At 64.4% G+C, this 14,369-nt stretch carries 13 protein-coding genes and 1 tRNA gene; 7 read left to right on the top strand and 7 right to left on the bottom strand.

What is annotated here, in order from left to right; all coding sequences use genetic code 11:
• The 5 genes from trmFO to N3C64_RS00795 all read right to left on the bottom strand — a co-directional run bounded on the left by trmFO (nucleotide 1) and on the right by N3C64_RS00795 (nucleotide 6,067).
• A complete protein-coding gene (gene trmFO, locus N3C64_RS00815; RefSeq protein WP_260010800.1) occupies nucleotides 1–1,338 on the bottom strand; it encodes a methylenetetrahydrofolate--tRNA-(uracil(54)-C(5))-methyltransferase (FADH(2)-oxidizing) TrmFO in 1,338 nt (445 codons plus the stop codon).
• Between the two features lie 42 nt (nucleotides 1,339–1,380).
• Nucleotides 1,381–2,085: a porin gene (locus N3C64_RS00810; RefSeq protein WP_260010797.1), complete on the bottom strand. Its 705-nt coding sequence runs from the start codon at nucleotides 2,083–2,085 to the stop codon at nucleotides 1,381–1,383.
• 51 nt (nucleotides 2,086–2,136) lie between these two features.
• The gene (gene gyrA, locus N3C64_RS00805) at nucleotides 2,137–4,872 is read right to left on the bottom strand and encodes a DNA gyrase subunit A (RefSeq protein WP_375546084.1); all 2,736 of its coding nucleotides are present in this window, start codon (nucleotides 4,870–4,872) and stop codon (nucleotides 2,137–2,139) included.
• A 113-nt stretch (nucleotides 4,873–4,985) separates the two neighbouring features.
• Nucleotides 4,986–5,489: a disulfide bond formation protein B gene (locus N3C64_RS00800; protein ID WP_260010795.1), complete on the bottom strand. Its 504-nt coding sequence runs from the start codon at nucleotides 5,487–5,489 to the stop codon at nucleotides 4,986–4,988.
• The gene (locus N3C64_RS00795; RefSeq protein WP_218629107.1) at nucleotides 5,489–6,067 is read right to left on the bottom strand and encodes a YqaA family protein; all 579 of its coding nucleotides are present in this window, start codon (nucleotides 6,065–6,067) and stop codon (nucleotides 5,489–5,491) included. Before N3C64_RS00795 ends, N3C64_RS00800 begins: the two co-directional genes overlap by 1 nt.
• 133 nt (nucleotides 6,068–6,200) lie before the next feature.
• Here N3C64_RS00795 and ypfJ point away from each other — a divergent pair, with 133 nt between their 5' ends.
• Together ypfJ and N3C64_RS00785 are read left to right on the top strand one after the other, a co-directional pair.
• Nucleotides 6,201–7,040: a KPN_02809 family neutral zinc metallopeptidase gene (gene ypfJ, locus N3C64_RS00790; protein ID WP_218629106.1), complete on the top strand. Its 840-nt coding sequence runs from the start codon at nucleotides 6,201–6,203 to the stop codon at nucleotides 7,038–7,040.
• Between the two features lie 53 nt (nucleotides 7,041–7,093).
• Nucleotides 7,094–7,179, top strand: a tRNA-Leu gene (locus tag N3C64_RS00785).
• Between the two features lie 18 nt (nucleotides 7,180–7,197).
• Here the strand turns inward: N3C64_RS00785 and N3C64_RS00780 are convergent.
• A complete protein-coding gene (locus N3C64_RS00780) occupies nucleotides 7,198–7,872 on the bottom strand; it encodes a sugar transferase (protein ID WP_260010792.1) in 675 nt (224 codons plus the stop codon).
• A 201-nt stretch (nucleotides 7,873–8,073) separates the two neighbouring features.
• Here N3C64_RS00780 and N3C64_RS00775 point away from each other — a divergent pair, with 201 nt between their 5' ends.
• A complete protein-coding gene (locus tag N3C64_RS00775) occupies nucleotides 8,074–8,565 on the top strand; it encodes a hypothetical protein (RefSeq protein ID WP_260010790.1) in 492 nt (163 codons plus the stop codon).
• Here the strand turns inward: N3C64_RS00775 and N3C64_RS00770 are convergent.
• A complete protein-coding gene (locus tag N3C64_RS00770; RefSeq protein ID WP_260010787.1) occupies nucleotides 8,562–9,008 on the bottom strand; it encodes a hypothetical protein in 447 nt (148 codons plus the stop codon). The genes N3C64_RS00775 and N3C64_RS00770 overlap by 4 nt on opposite strands.
• Nucleotides 9,009–9,075: 67 nt before the next feature.
• On the opposite strand from N3C64_RS00770, the gene N3C64_RS00765 reads away from it, so the two are divergent.
• From N3C64_RS00765 to dusA, 4 genes are all read left to right on the top strand, one after another.
• Entirely contained in the window at nucleotides 9,076–9,762 is a 687-nt protein-coding gene (locus tag N3C64_RS00765; RefSeq protein ID WP_260010785.1) for a tetratricopeptide repeat protein, read from the top strand.
• A 2-nt stretch (nucleotides 9,763–9,764) separates the two neighbouring features.
• The gene (locus N3C64_RS00760; RefSeq protein WP_260010783.1) at nucleotides 9,765–11,063 is read left to right on the top strand and encodes an O-antigen ligase family protein; all 1,299 of its coding nucleotides are present in this window, start codon (nucleotides 9,765–9,767) and stop codon (nucleotides 11,061–11,063) included.
• Between the two features lie 58 nt (nucleotides 11,064–11,121).
• Nucleotides 11,122–13,245, top strand: coding sequence for a GumC family protein (locus tag N3C64_RS00755; protein ID WP_260010781.1), 2,124 nt, complete (start codon nucleotides 11,122–11,124; stop codon nucleotides 13,243–13,245).
• Between the two features lie 98 nt (nucleotides 13,246–13,343).
• Complete coding sequence (gene dusA / locus N3C64_RS00750) at nucleotides 13,344–14,360, top strand: tRNA dihydrouridine(20/20a) synthase DusA (RefSeq protein WP_260010779.1); 1,017 nt, start codon at nucleotides 13,344–13,346, stop codon at nucleotides 14,358–14,360.
• Nucleotides 14,361–14,369 lie beyond the last annotated feature (9 nt).

Raw genomic sequence — 14,369 nt, 5'->3', positions numbered from 1 at the left:
TTAGCTATGATCCGCAAGCCATTGAGTAAACGACTCTTTCGCGCGATCTGTATAGGCCTTGTAGCGGTCCTTGCGGCCGCGCCGCCCGCCTTTCGCGTCAATCGGCGGGAAGAGCCCGAAGTTCACATTCATCGGCTGGAAGGTCTTGGCCTCGGCACCGCCGGTGATGTGATTGACCAGGCTACCCATGGCCGTCTCGATGCCCGGGGGCGGCAACGCCCCCCCCTTGATCTCCGCCGCCGCCATTCGGCCCGCCAGCAAACCCATCGAGGCGCTTTCAACATAGCCTTCCACGCCGGTAATCTGCCCCGCGAACCGAATATTGGGACGCGACTTCATCCGCATTTGCGTGTCGAGCAGCGTGGGTGAGTTGATGAACGTGTTGCGATGGATTCCGCCAAGACGCGCGAAGCTCGCTTGTTCGAGGCCAGGAATCATCTTGAAAACAGCAGTTTGCGCGCCGTATTTCATCTTGGTCTGGAAACCCACGATATTATAGAGCGTGCCAAGCGCGTTATCGCGGCGCAGCTGCACGACGGCGTAGGCTTTTTCCTCGGGCTTATGCGAATTCGTCAGCCCGACAGGCTTCATCGGCCCGTGGCGCAGGGTTTCGCGGCCACGTTCCGCCATCACTTCGATCGGCAGGCAACCGTCGAAATAGCCGGCGGTCTCACCCTCGTGGAACTGGGTCTTCTCTGCCGCCAGAAGCGCGTCGATGAAGGTCTCATACTGCTCGCGGTTCATTGGGCAGTTTATGTAGGCCTTCTGCTCTTCCTCGGTCTCGCCCTTGTCATAGCGGCTCTGGCGCCAGGCCACATCCATGTCGATCGTGTCGGCATAGACAATCGGAGCGATCGCGTCGAAAAAGGCGAGGCTCTCGGCGCCGGTCGCGGCGCGGATGCTTTCGGCCAGAGACCCAGAGGTCAGCGGCCCGGTTGCCACGATCCAATGGCCGGTTGAAGGAAGTTCTGTAACTTCCTCTTCACTAAAGGAAATCAGAGGATGCGCGCGCAATTCCGCAGTCACTGCACCCGAGAATGCATCGCGATCAACGGCAAGCGCGCCACCGGCCGGAAGACGGTGCTGTTCGGCCATTTGCATGATCAGCCCACCAGCCGCGCGCATTTCCCAATGCAGCAGGCCAACGGCGTTGCGCTCATGATCGTCCGAACGGAACGAGTTTGAGCACACCATCTCGGCGAAGTCGCCGGTGCGGTGCGCGAAGGTGCCCACGTGGGGGCGCATTTCGTGAAGCACGACGGGCACGCCTGCCTCAGCCGCCTGCCAGGCAGCCTCGGATCCGGCCATGCCGCCGCCAATGATGTGTAGCGTTTCCATGGGCGCGGGTTTAACGCCGCGCCCGGATTGTTGCAATCCGCCTCAGAGGCCTGGGAGGAACTCTTGCAGGCCACGGCCGCCGAAGGTCACGCCGCCGGTTGCGCCGAAGGTGGCCTTGAGGCCGATGCCGACGAAGCTTTCGGCATCCATGCCGTCGCCATCGACGAAGCCAAGCTCGCCCGTCAGCATGGTGCCCGGGTTGATGCGGTAGCCCGCCGTCGCGCTCAGGCGGCTCATGTCGTCGCCTTCGGCGTGCAGCGTGTCGAAGCGCCCGCCAAGGTCAAGCTGCGGGTTCAGCGCGTAATTCGCCTGAAGGCCCAGCTGATTGCCATGCGCGCCGTCCGCATCCATATGGGTGAAGGCGGCCTCGTAGCTGATCTGGCCCATGGCGCCCGCGGTCTCAAGCCCAGTGTATTCGACCGACTGGCCATCGAGCCAGTCCTTGCCGATGAAGGCACCAACCGCCATGTCGCCCGGCAGGTGGTAGATCGCGTGCGCGGTCGCGTTCTTGCCGGTTTCGTCGATCCCGTCGAAGTAGCGCGTGGCGATATCGCCTTGGACCGAGAACTGCGGGCCGAAGCCCAGCTCGATCGCGCCTCCGAGGGTGGTCTTGTTGACGTCGCGGGCATTGCCGTCCGCCAGCGTCGAGTAGGACAGGCCGATCTCGGCGCCGGTCACTTCGGTCGCCAGACCGGTTTGCGGCAGCGCAAGCGCCGCCCCGATCGAGAGGAGCAGGAGTTTCTGCATCGTATTGCCTCAGGTTTTTTCTCCGCGCGGAATGCGCGGAGTTATCGTTTTTTATTGCTCTGCTTCTTCATCGCCCTGGTCGGCGACCCGCGCGACCGAGACGACTTCTTCATCGGTGCCCGTGTTGAACACCTTCACTCCGCCCGCCGAGCGCGAACGGAACGAGATCCCCGCGACCGGGCAGCGGATCGACTGGCCCGTCGAGGTGGCCAGCATCACCTGATCGCTGGTCTCAACGGGGAAGGAGGCCACAAGGGCGCCGCCCCGATCGGTCATCTTGAAGGCGCCGACACCCTGGCCGCCACGTCCGCGCACGGGGTAGTCGTGGCTCGATGAGGTCTTGCCGAGGCCCTTTGTGGTGATCGTCAGGATCAGGTCCTGCGCGGCCAGCATCTCGGCGTAACGCTCCTCGCTCAGCGAGCCTTCGGCCGAAACCTCTTCAGCCTCGTCATCGGTTTCGATCTCCGCCTCTTCCTCGCCACCCATCTCGGCGCGGAAGCGCTTGATGAACGCGGCGCGTTCCCAGGGTTCGGCCTCGAAGTGGCGGATGACCGACATCGACACGACCGTGTCGCCGCTGGCCAGACGCACACCGCGCACACCGGTCGAGTCACGGCCCTTGAAGACGCGCACCTCGGTCACCGGGAAGCGGATCGCGCGACCGCGCTCGGTTACCAGCATGACGTCGTCGGCCTCGGTGCACATGCGCACGTTCACGAGGCTGACGCCCTCGGGTAGCTTCATCGCGATCTTGCCGTTGCGCATCACATTGGCGAAGTCCGACAGCGCGTTGCGGCGCACATCGCCCTCGGATGTGGCGAAGAAGACCTGGTAGCCATCCCATTCGGCCTCGGGGGCGTCGACGGGCATAAGAGCGGCGATGGTGACGCCCTGCGGGATCGGCAGGATGTTGACGATCGCCTTGCCCTTGGAGGTGCGCCCCGCCAGCGGAAGGCGCCAGCACTTGAGGCTGTAGACCATCCCGTCGGTGGTGAAGAACAGAAGCTGCGTGTGGGTATTGGCAACGAAGAGGGTGGTGACGACGTCGTCCTCTTTGGTCTGCATCGAGGCCAGACCCTTGCCGCCGCGGCGCTGCGCGCGGAACTCGGCCAGCGGCGTGCGCTTGATGTAGCCGCCCGAGGTGATGGTGACGACCATGTCCTCGCGCTCGATCAGGTCTTCGTCTTCCAGATCGCCCGCCCAGTCCACGATCTCGGTGCGGCGCGGCACGGCGAACAGCTCTCTGACCTCGCGCAACTCGGCCGAGATGATCGCCATGATGCGTTCGCGCGAGCCGAGGATTTCGAGGTATTCGCGGATCTTGCCAGCCAGTTCGGCCAGTTCTTGCGTTACCTCTTGCACGCCCATCGCCGTCAGGCGCTGAAGGCGCAGATCAAGGATCGCGCGGGCCTGGGTTTCCGACAGGTTGTAGGTGCCGTCCTCGTTGATCGGATGCAGCGGATCGTCGATCAGGCGCAGGTATTCGGCGATGTCATGCGCCGGCCAGCGGCGGGTCATCAGGCGCTCGCGCGCCTCTGCCGGGTCTTTCGACGAGCGGATCGTGGCCACGATCTCATCAACGTTCGTAACCGCAACGGCCAGACCGCAGAGGATATGGCTGCGCTCGCGCGCCTTGCGCAGCTCGTAGGCCGTGCGGCGCGCAACGACTTCCTCGCGGAAGGTGATGAAATGGGTCAGGAAGTCGCGCAGGGTCAGCTGCTCGGGGCGGCCGCCATTCAGCGCCAGCATGTTGCAGCCGAACGAGGTTTGCAGCTGCGTGAAGCGGTAAAGCTGGTTGAGCACAACGTCGGGCGTCGCATCGCGCTTTAGCTCGATCACGACGCGCACGCCGACGCGGTCGGATTCATCGGCAATCCCGGAGATGCCTTCCAGCCTCTTCTCGCGCACGAGGTCGGCGATCTTCTCGATCATCGAGGCCTTGTTGACCTGATAGGGGATCTCGTCGACGACGATGGCGAAGCGATCCTTGCGGATCTCTTCGATATGGGTCTTGGCGCGCATGATGACCGAGCCGCGCCCCTCAAGGTAGGCCTTGCGCGCACCGCCGCGCCCCATGATCTGGGCTCCGGTGGGAAAGTCCGGGCCGGGCACGATCTCCATGATCGCCTCGGAGGACATGTCGGGGTTCTCGATCAGGGCCAGCGTCGCATCGACGACCTCGCCGAGGTTGTGCGGCGGGATGTTGGTCGCCATGCCGACGGCGATACCGCCCGCGCCGTTGACCAGCATGTTGGGGAAGCGCGCCGGAAGGACGGTCGGCTCGCGGTCCTTGCCGTCGTAGTTGTCCTGGAAATCGACCGTCTCTTTCTCGATATCGGCCAGCATGAAGGCCGAGGGCTTGTCCATGCGCACCTCGGTGTAGCGCATGGCCGCCGGGCTGTCGCCGTCCATCGAGCCGAAGTTGCCCTGACCATCCAGCAGCGGCAACGACATCGAGAAGTCCTGCGCCATGCGCACCAGCGCGTCATAGATCGCCGCGTCGCCGTGGGGGTGGTACTTACCCATGACGTCGCCGACCGGTCGGGCTGACTTGCGGTAGGACTTGTCATGCGTGTTGCCGGTCTCGTGCATCGCATACAGGATGCGCCGGTGCACGGGCTTCAGACCATCGCGCAGATCGGGAATCGCACGGCTGACGATCACGCTCATGGCGTAATCGAGATAGGCGGTCTTCATCTCCTCGGCGATCGACACCGTCGGCCCGTCGTAATGGGGGCGCTTCGGGCCTTCGTCGAGGGCTTCCGGCATATCAGGAGTATCGGTCACGCGCGTCTCGTTCTTCTAGATTTTGTTGCTCGTCTTATAGCGCAGTCAAGGCTTGGGGTGCAATCGAGAACCGCCCCGCGGGGCGCCCCGGCCTGCCGTGCTGCCCTCTGGGCTTACGCGCCGCGCTTGGCCGCGCGATAGGCAAGGACCCACATCACCGCGAAGACGAGCGAGAACACCGCGTTCAGGTTGGGCATTGTGATGCCCATGAAGGACCACACGATCTCATCACAGCGGATCAGCGGCGCGGCCTCGATCTGGGCCAGCAGATCTGCGGGCGACAGCCCCGCGATGCCGTTCGATGTGCAGGTATCGGGGCCCTCAAAGATGCCCCGTTCGACGCCAGAATGGTAGAAGCCCAGAACCGAGGTCGTCAGCGCGGCGAGCGCACCGAAGAACGCCAGCGCGAGGGGCAGGTTGAATAGCAGCATCATTCCGCCCAGAACCGCCGCCACCAGATGCGGCCAGCGTTGCAGGATGCACAGATCGCAGGGCGCGAAGCCTATGGCCTGAAACAGCAGCGCGCCGATCAACACGGACGCCGATCCCGCGGCTGCAAGGCCGATCAGAAGGCGGGGCGAGGCGAGGATCTCTCGCGGCGAAAGGGGCAGATGCATCACAGATACCTCAGCACATAGAAGCCGCCGAGCAGGCCGACGACGAAGACGGTAAAGACGAGGCCAAGCCGGCGCTCGATGAAGTCGCGGATCGGTGCGCCGAACTTCCACAAAAGCGCGGCGACGATCACGAAGCGCAAGGCGCGCGCAAGGATCGAAACGCCGATGAATAGCGGAAGCGACAGATGCGTCGCGCCCGAGAAGATGGTGATCACCTTGTAGGGGAAGGGTGTGACCCCGGCGATCAGCACCGCCCAACCGCCATATTCGTTGAAGCGCTGCGCCAGCTCGTCGAACTGGCCCGACTTGCCGTAGAACTCAAGGATTGGATGGCCGACCGCGTCCATGAAGCCGTAACCGATCAAGTAGCCCAGGCACCCGCCCAGAACCGAGGCAACAGTGGCCACGGCCGCGAACTGAAACGCGCGCCAGGGCATTGCCAGCACCATCGGGATCAGCAGGACATCAGGCGGAATCGGGAAGACCGAGCTTTCGATGAAGGCCACGGCGGCCAGCGCCCAAATTGCGTGACGGTGGCTGGCCAGCCCCATCGTCCAGTCGTAAAGGCCTCGGATCATGTCTGTCCTCGCTGTCGTGCCCCACGCATCGCTTGGCAGGGCGGCAACGTCAAGCGCCGAGCGGCCGAAAACCTCTGTCGCGCCGGAACTCGAGTGGGTAATCTCTGTTTCGTGATCGGTGGAGGATTTTGCGATGAAGTGGCAGGGGCGGCGCGGCAGCGCCAACATCGAAGACCGTCGCGGGAGTACCGTGCGGGGCGTCGGACGCGTAACTGGCCTCGGCGCGGTTGCGATCCTGCTTCTGGGATATTTTCTTGGCGTCGATGTCACGCCGCTGCTCGATCAGGGCCCGGCCTATGAGACCTCGGGCGAGTTGACGGCACAGGACCGCGCGATGGGCGATTTCGTCTCTGTCACGCTGGCAGACACAGAAGAGGTCTGGGCGAATATCTTCACCAACGATCTGGGTCGCGAATATCAGCCGGTGACGCTGGTGCTTTACTCCCGGGTGACGCCTTCGGCCTGTGGCAATGCCTCCGGGGCGACCGGGCCGTTCTACTGCCCGGTGGACAAGAAGGTCTATCTGGACACCGATTTCTTCAACACCTTGTCGAGCCAACTGGGCGCGGGCGGCGATTTCGCGGCGGCCTATGTGGTGGCCCATGAGGTCGCGCACTATGTGCAGGACAAGTTAGGAATCCTCGATCAGGTCAACGCCGTTCGCGCGCGCTCAAGCGAGGCACAAAGCAACGCGCTTTCGGTGCGGATCGAGCTTCAGGCCGATTGCTTCTCGGGGATCTGGGCGCGGCAGGCCGCCGAGCAATTCGGCTCGATCGAGAAGGGCGATATCGCCGAGGCGATGAACGCGGCGGCGAAAATCGGTGACGACACGCTGCAACGCAACGCAGGCAGGCGGCCCATGCCCGACAGCTTCACCCACGGCACCTCCGAGCAGCGTCAGCGCTGGTTTGCGACCGGCTTCGACAAGGGCGATCTGCGGGCCTGCGACACCTTCGCCTCGCGCAATCTGTGATCGCGCGTAGGGCCTTGTCTTGCGCCTTTCGGGCGGTTAGACCGTGATCGCTGGCCCGAGTGGCGGAATGGTAGACGCAGGGGATTCAAAATCCTCCGGTAGTAATACTGTGCGAGTTCGAGTCTCGCCTCGGGCACCAGCTTTTCCTGATCGTCATCTAGCTACCATTCGCGCGCAGCGGCACGAGGGCCGTGCGCAGAATCATCACGAAATCGCGCAGCAGGGATTGGTCTGTCAGGTAGCTCTCGTCGAAGCGGACGCGCGCCGCGAAACCGGATGTTCCGCGCGCCTCAAGCTGCCAGGGGCCGGTGATCCCGGGGCGCAGGCGGTAATAGTTGCGCCCGCCTGCGGCACGGTAATCGGCCTCTTGTGAGGGCAGGAACGGGCGTGGGCCGACAAGGCTCATATCGCCTCGCAAGACATTGAAAAGTTGCGGTAACTCGTCAAGGCTCGTCGCGCGCAGCAAATGGCCAAGGCGTGTCACGCGTGGATCGCGGCGCAGCTTCTGATAATGCGCCCACTCCAGTGCAAGCGCGGGGTCACTCGCCAGCAGCTTGAGCAGCGTCGCCTCGGCGTCTGGCGCCATCGTGCGGATCTTGAGGCAGTCAAAGACCCGCCCGTTGCGCCCGATGCGGCGCTGGCGAAAGAACCCCGGACCGCCGTCGCGCCGCGCAAGCCCCCAGCACAGCACGATGAGCGGCGCGCAAAGCGCAAGCAACAGCAGGGAGAAGACCAGGTCGAAGCACCGCTTGCCGCCGTTCCGGTATAGGCCGCGCCGCTGCGTTGCCTCGGCGCGGGGCGGGCTGATCTCGGACAGAAACAGGTCTGACATGGGCAATTGGCCTTCCTGTTCTTCTGGGTTCCGGCATTGGCAGAGTGGATTTCACGACTCGCGCCAAGGTTGAGTAAGCAAAAACGCCCATAGGTTGTAAATGGAAAATAGGTTAACGGCGCGATGCGCCGCTCGCTAAGCCGATATTAATGCAAGCGGGCTACCCCGATTGAAACGATCCAGTCGGGAGGCACAGAGGCGATGCCGTCAAGATCCGTGTTCAACGTGCTGCGCGCTTTCAAATCTTCCATGTGCGAGGTTCTGCTGTTCTGCCTGCTCGCCGCAGTACCAGCCCTTGCGCAGCCGCCGCACCTGGTGATCCGGGAGGATCGCGGAGGACCGCTGGAGGCACGGCTCGCCCGCGTCGAGACCTTGCGACAGGAGGGAAGAGCCGTAGCGATCCCCGAGGGGCGCTGCCTCTCGGCCTGCACGCTCTACCTTGGGCTTGAAGAGACCTGTGTCGGAAAGGCGGCGATCTTCGGGTTCCACGGCCCAACGACGCAGTTCGGGACGATTGCGTTGCCGCAGGCCGAGTTCGAACGCCTCAGCGGTCTGATGGCCCGCCGCTATCCTGAACCGTTGCGTGAATGGTTTCTTCTAAGCGCTCGATTTCATACGATTACGTATAGATATGTGACGGGGGAGGAGCTTATCCGACTTGGCGTCGCGGAATGCCCCGACCAGATCGACTAACTCTCCGATCCGTTTCTGCCAGCGGTTGGGGCGGTTGTGCTCAACGGTTGCGCGGCACCGTTGAAGGCTGTCAGGGAGAGGGAATTGGCATGGCCATCGGCGATCAGCTGCGCGAGCAAGGCTAAATCGCGCGCGAGGGCGGAACCCGGCGTTGCACGGCTGGCGGCCAGATCAAGCGCGGTAGAGATGGGCGCGCTCAGGTCGGGGTTGGTCTGGACAAGCGTCAGGAGTTCTCCAGCCATCGCGGCGACAAATTCGTCGATCCGGGCCTGATCGGCGCCAGACCTGCTCAGCGCGGCAAGGCTGTCTGCGACCACTGCGGGGCAGTCCGCTGAGTGGCATGCGTTTGCAACCGAACGAACGTCAAACGCCGTCGAGGCCGCACTCAGCCCGACCGAGGCGACACAGGCCAGAATCATCGAAGCAAGAAAGCGCATGGTCAACAGAACACTACCTAAGGTAGAGTGACGATAGCACGCAGATCCAACCGGGCAAGAGAAAGGTGCGGCGATGTCGGGGCAGGGGCTTGGCTGGGGAATACGCGCGGTACTGATCGGCGGCTTCGCGGCCCTTCTCGTGACGGCGAGCGTTCTGCTTCCCGCAGAGGCCACCGCGCTGCGTCGCTCGGATGAAACCAGGCTGATCTCGGACCTTCTGTCCGGAACCCCGGTTCAGCCCGGTCGCGGTCAGTATACGGTCAGGCGCCAGATCGCGGGGTGTTTTGCCGCGCTCGATCAAGCGGCGGGGCCGCTGTTCACGATGGAAGCGCGCCGGGAGCTCTTGTCGGGATGCGATGCGCTGGCGGCGCGGCGTCTTGAGCGGGTGCCGAGCCATGCGGCGGCGCATCAGTTGCGCGCGGAGGCGATGATGGCGCAGGGGCAGGTTGCGCAAGCGCTCGACGCCTCGCTGTCGAGCGAAATCTTGGCGCCGAACACCGCATGGCTGGATCAGCGCAGGGTGGTTTTGTTGGCGCGCCTTCAGCCAGTGCCCGAGACGGGGCGGCAGCTTTTTGATCGGGCGCTCGTGCGCCTGGCAAGCACACCCGAAACGCGGCTGTGGCTGGCGCGAGCATATACGCGCGATCCGGCGCTGCGCGCCGCGATCAGCCAAAGTGCCGCCACGATTCCCGCGTCAGATGCTGAGCGCCTGATTGCCGAGATCCGACGGCTCGACGCCGCCATGGCGCGAGGGGAATGACGATGGCCATCTCCGATCTGGCAATCACCGGCAGCACCCAGGGCGCAATGGCGGTCCGACGCGATGGACGTGTGATCCTGGCGTGGATCTTGCTGCTGCTGGTTCTGACGGCGCCGCTTCCGGCGGGTTCCAACCGGCCCGTCATCTGGCTGATGCTTGGCGGCGGACTCGGCCTTCTGGGTGTCATCTGGTTCTCGCGGCGTGGTGTGCTGATCGGAAGCGGGCTGCGGGGTTGGTTCGGTGTTATCGCAATTGCGATGGCACAACCGCTCTGGGGGGTGGCGCAGACCCTGGGGCTTTCGCAGCCCGTCTCGATCGACCCCGGCGCAACCCTGTTGGCCGTGGTTCGCATGACGGCCAATGTCGGGTTCTTCATGCTGGCGCTTGAGGCCTTCTCGCGCCCCGGACTGGGTCGGCGGATGATGCCACCGCTGTTTTTCGGGGTCTGTGCCCATGCGCTCTGGGGGCTCATCGCCCTGCGATACCTCGGGGATGCCGCGCTTTGGGGAGAGAAACTTGCCTATGTGGGCGACGCGACAGGGGCTTTTGTGGGTCGCAACGCCTATGCTGCCTATCTTGGCATGGGGTTGGTGCTGGGGACCGTTCTGCTGGCCGAGGTCTGGCGCGGTAAAGGCTTGGCGCGCCTTGGCTACCTGCTTGGGATGGTAGTGATCATGGCCGTGCTGATCTCCACGAATTCCCGGTTGGGCGTTGGTTTGGGCATGGCGGCGGCGGCTCTTGCGGCCCTGCTGATGGGTGCGCCGCGGTCTATGGTTGGCGTGCTTGCGGTGCTCACGGCGCTTGCCCTTACAGCGTTTGGCGCGCCGCTGCTGGAGCGCGGTTTCGCCTGGCGTGGTGACATCGCGGTTCGGTGGGGTCTCTACGCCGATACGCTGCGGCTGATCGCAGAGCGACCGCTGAGCGGCTTCGGGCTCGACGGTTTTGCCCAGGCCCATGAGATGACCCGCTCTCGCGCTCAGTATGATGCGTTCGTTTTTACCGATGCCCATTCGAGCTATCTCGAATCCTGGGCCGAGGCGGGGCTGCTCATTGGAACGATGCCGTTTCTTGCGGGCATCTTGGTATTCTCGCGGCTTCTGCGCAGTTCGTTTCGTAATCGCGCAACGGTTGTGGCGGCGATATCGACGATCAGCCTTGCCGCGCTGCATTCTCTTTTCGATTTCGCCTATGAGATCGAGGCAAATTTACTGCTGCTTTTGTTTATTGGCGCGATTGGGGCGTCCGAAGCTTACCCACGCGATGACGCGCGTCACCGGATTTCGCGCGGCACACACGTTTAGATTGTATTTGCTATAATCGCGGTGCCATACTCCCTCAGGATGCAGGCCGGGGGACAGAATGGCGGGATCGCGAAGCGAACTGATCGAGCTGAGGGCGCTCGTGGATCTCTTTCTTGGGCAGGTACGGCTGATCGCGGGTGTGACGGCGCTGATCTTCGGGCTTGGCGTTGGCTATCTTCTGCTTGCGACTCCGATCTACCGGGCGACCGCGCTGGTTATGGTGGAGCCCGGGCAGAGAAGCCTGCTCGACGGCGCCGAGGCGCGGGGCGACTCAGCCTCGGACTATGCGCGGCTTGAGAGTGAGGTCGCCATCCTGCACTCGGACAAGGTTCTGCTGGCAACGATCCGCGAGGCCGGGCTGATGAGCGACCCGGAGTTTGGCCCGCGCCTGAGCCTGATCGCAAAGCTGCGGCTCGCGCTTGGGGTGCGGGGGCAGGGCGTCGATGACCCCGTTGCCCTGACTGCGCAGACGCTGGAGCGGTTCGCGAAAGCGGTTTCCGGAAAACGCCGGGGCCAGACCTTGATCCTTGAGGTCTCGGCCGAGTCGCAACAGGCCGAAAAGGCTGCGTGGCTCGCCAATACCCTGTCGCAAACCTATATCGCGCTGCAACTCGATGCGAAGGTAGCGCGGGCCCTCGGGGCGCGGGATCTGCTTCAGGCGCAGCTTGACCGCGCACAGCAGGCGCTGGCCGGGTCGGAGGCCGCGATCGACGCCTACCTCCAGCGCGAAATCGCCGAGATCGCGACCGAGACCGGGAACATGGCGCTGATGGATCTGGCCGACCGGCTTGCCGCCTCCGAGGCGCAGCGCGCCACGCATGAGTTGGCCTATCAGCGCGCCGATACGGCCACTTCGGTGCAGGATTGGGCGCAGCTGTCCGCGCAGCTCGGCGACGAGGGGGTGGCATCGCTTGCGGCACAGCGTGCGGCGGTCCAGGCGCGCCTAGAGGCTGCGCCGGATGCCGATCAGGGCTCGGTCGTGTTGCGACAAGAACTGGCTGCGCTGGATCGGCAGTTGGCACAGCAGGGGGCTTCCGCCGTCACCGATTTGCAAACTCAGGTCGCCCGTCTCGCCGCGCAATCGCGCGACCTGCGCGAGGAGTTGCGGCGCGAGGTGCTGCGCTCAGGCCTCTCGCCCGAGACGCTCAGCGCGATCTATGGCCTCCAGCAAGATGCCGAGATCGCACAGCGCCAATATGCGGCGCTGCTCGCCCGGATGCGCGATCTGGAGGCGCAGGCCGTCGTGCAGGTGGCCGATAGCCGGATCGTCTCGGAGGCGCTGACGCCACAAGATCCGGTCGCGCCCAATGTGCCTTTGGTTCTCGCGGCGGCGCTGATCCTTGGGTTTGGGATGGGCCTCGCCGCGGCACTGGCGCGCAGCTATTTCGTGGCGGGGATCGACAGCTCGCAGCAACTGGCCGAAGTTCTGCCCGTGCCCCTGGCCGCGACAATACCTTGGGTCGATCTGGGCAGCGGGCAGCGTTCGGTGGCCGATATGGTGCTTGATGCTCCCTTCTCGGCCTATACCGAGGCGTTCCGGCGGTTGCGCCTGTCGCTTGAGCAGGTGCCGCATCGGCGCTCTGGTGCCATGGTGATCCTTGTCTGCTCGGCTGTGCCGGGCGAGGGGAAATCGGCGGTCGCGCTCGCGCTTGCGCGCAGCTATGCGCTTGGCGGCAAGCGCACCCTGTTGATCGACGCCGATCTGCGCCGGCCGACGCTGGCGCGGCACATGGGGCTTACCCCGGAACTCGGGCTGCTCGACTATATCGAGAACGCGCAGGCCCTGACCGGCGGCGAAGAACTGTGCCGCAAAGACCCGCGATCGCCGGTCGTCGCCATTCTGGGGCAGGGGCGGCCTGAGCAACCTACCGATCAACTTCTGCGCTCGGAGATCTTCGACGAGGTGCTCGAGACGGCGCGCGAGGCCTTCGATGTCATCGTGATGGACACAGCGCCGCTCTTGCCCGTCGTTGATACGCAATACCTTGCCGGGCATGCTGATGCCGCGATCATGGCGGTGCGCCACGCCGCCACAGCGCAGGCCGAGACGCGCGAGGCGCTGCGCCAGTTGACCGAGGCCGGCGATGGGGCGCTTCCGGTCCTGTCGGTCCTCAGCATGGACCGCTCGAACCGCCGCCTGTCGCGATACCGCGGCTATTACGCCGAATACGCGCCCGGCTGACGCGCGCCGAGCCGGTGGACGCCCTGTCCGAATTGCACTAAGGAGCGGCTCTCTTGTCCCGCAGGGGACCGGTCAGCACGCAAGAGGACAGGGTGTCGATGACCCAGCACGACAGCTCCACAACAGGGTTCGACGCCTGCCGGCGTTCGGCCCGCCTTTCGGTTGCGCCGATGATGGACTGGACAGACCGCAACTGCCGCTATTTCCACCGGCTGATCTCGCGCAATGCGCTGCTTTACACCGAGATGGTCACCGCCCCCGCGATCATCCACGGCCCGCGCGCGCGGCTGCTGGATTTCAATGCCGAGGAACACCCCGTCGCCCTGCAACTGGGCGGCTCCGATCCTGCCGAGCTTGCCGAGGCCACGCGGATCGCCCGTGACTGGGGCTATGACGAGGTCAACCTCAACTGCGGCTGCCCATCGGATCGGGTGCAATCGGGTGCCTTCGGGGCCGTGCTGATGAAAACGCCCGAGCTTGTGGCCGATTGCGTCGCGGCGATGATCGCGGCCTCGGATGTCGAGGTGACGGTGAAATGCCGCATCGGCGTGGACGATCAGGACCCGGAAGAGGTTCTGCCGCGTTTCCTGTCCGTGGTGGCGGGTGCGGGTGTGCGCCGCTTCACGATCCATGCGCGCAAGGCCTGGCTTCAGGGCCTCAGTCCCAAGGATAACCGCGAGATCCCGCCGCTCGACTATCCGCTTGTGCATCGGATGAAGGCCGAGTTTCCCGATCTGCACCTGTCGATCAACGGTGGGCTTGCGACGCTTGAGGCTGCGCGTGCGCAGATCGATGCAGGGCTTGATGGCGCGATGATCGGCCGTGCGGCTTATCATGAGCCGATGAACATCCTCAGTGCGGCTGATGCCGAGATCTGGGGTGCGGGCGCGCCCTCCGATCCGTTCGCCGTGGCCGAGGCGATGAAACCCTATATCGCGAACCACTTGCAAGACGGCGGACGTCTTCACCAGATCACCCGCCACATGCTTGGCCTGTTCCATGGTCGCCCCGGTGCGCGTAACTGGCGGCGGGTTCTGTCAGAAGGGGCCACGCGCGATGGCGCCGGTCTTGGGCTTTACGATACGGCCTTGGCAGAGGTCATGCGCGTCGCGTAAGGCTGCGCC

It is taken from the genome of Sedimentimonas flavescens, assembly GCF_025154035.1.
Classification (GTDB): domain Bacteria; phylum Pseudomonadota; class Alphaproteobacteria; order Rhodobacterales; family Rhodobacteraceae; genus Rhodobacter; species Rhodobacter flavescens.
This window is presented reverse-complemented; position numbering and strand designations above follow the sequence as displayed.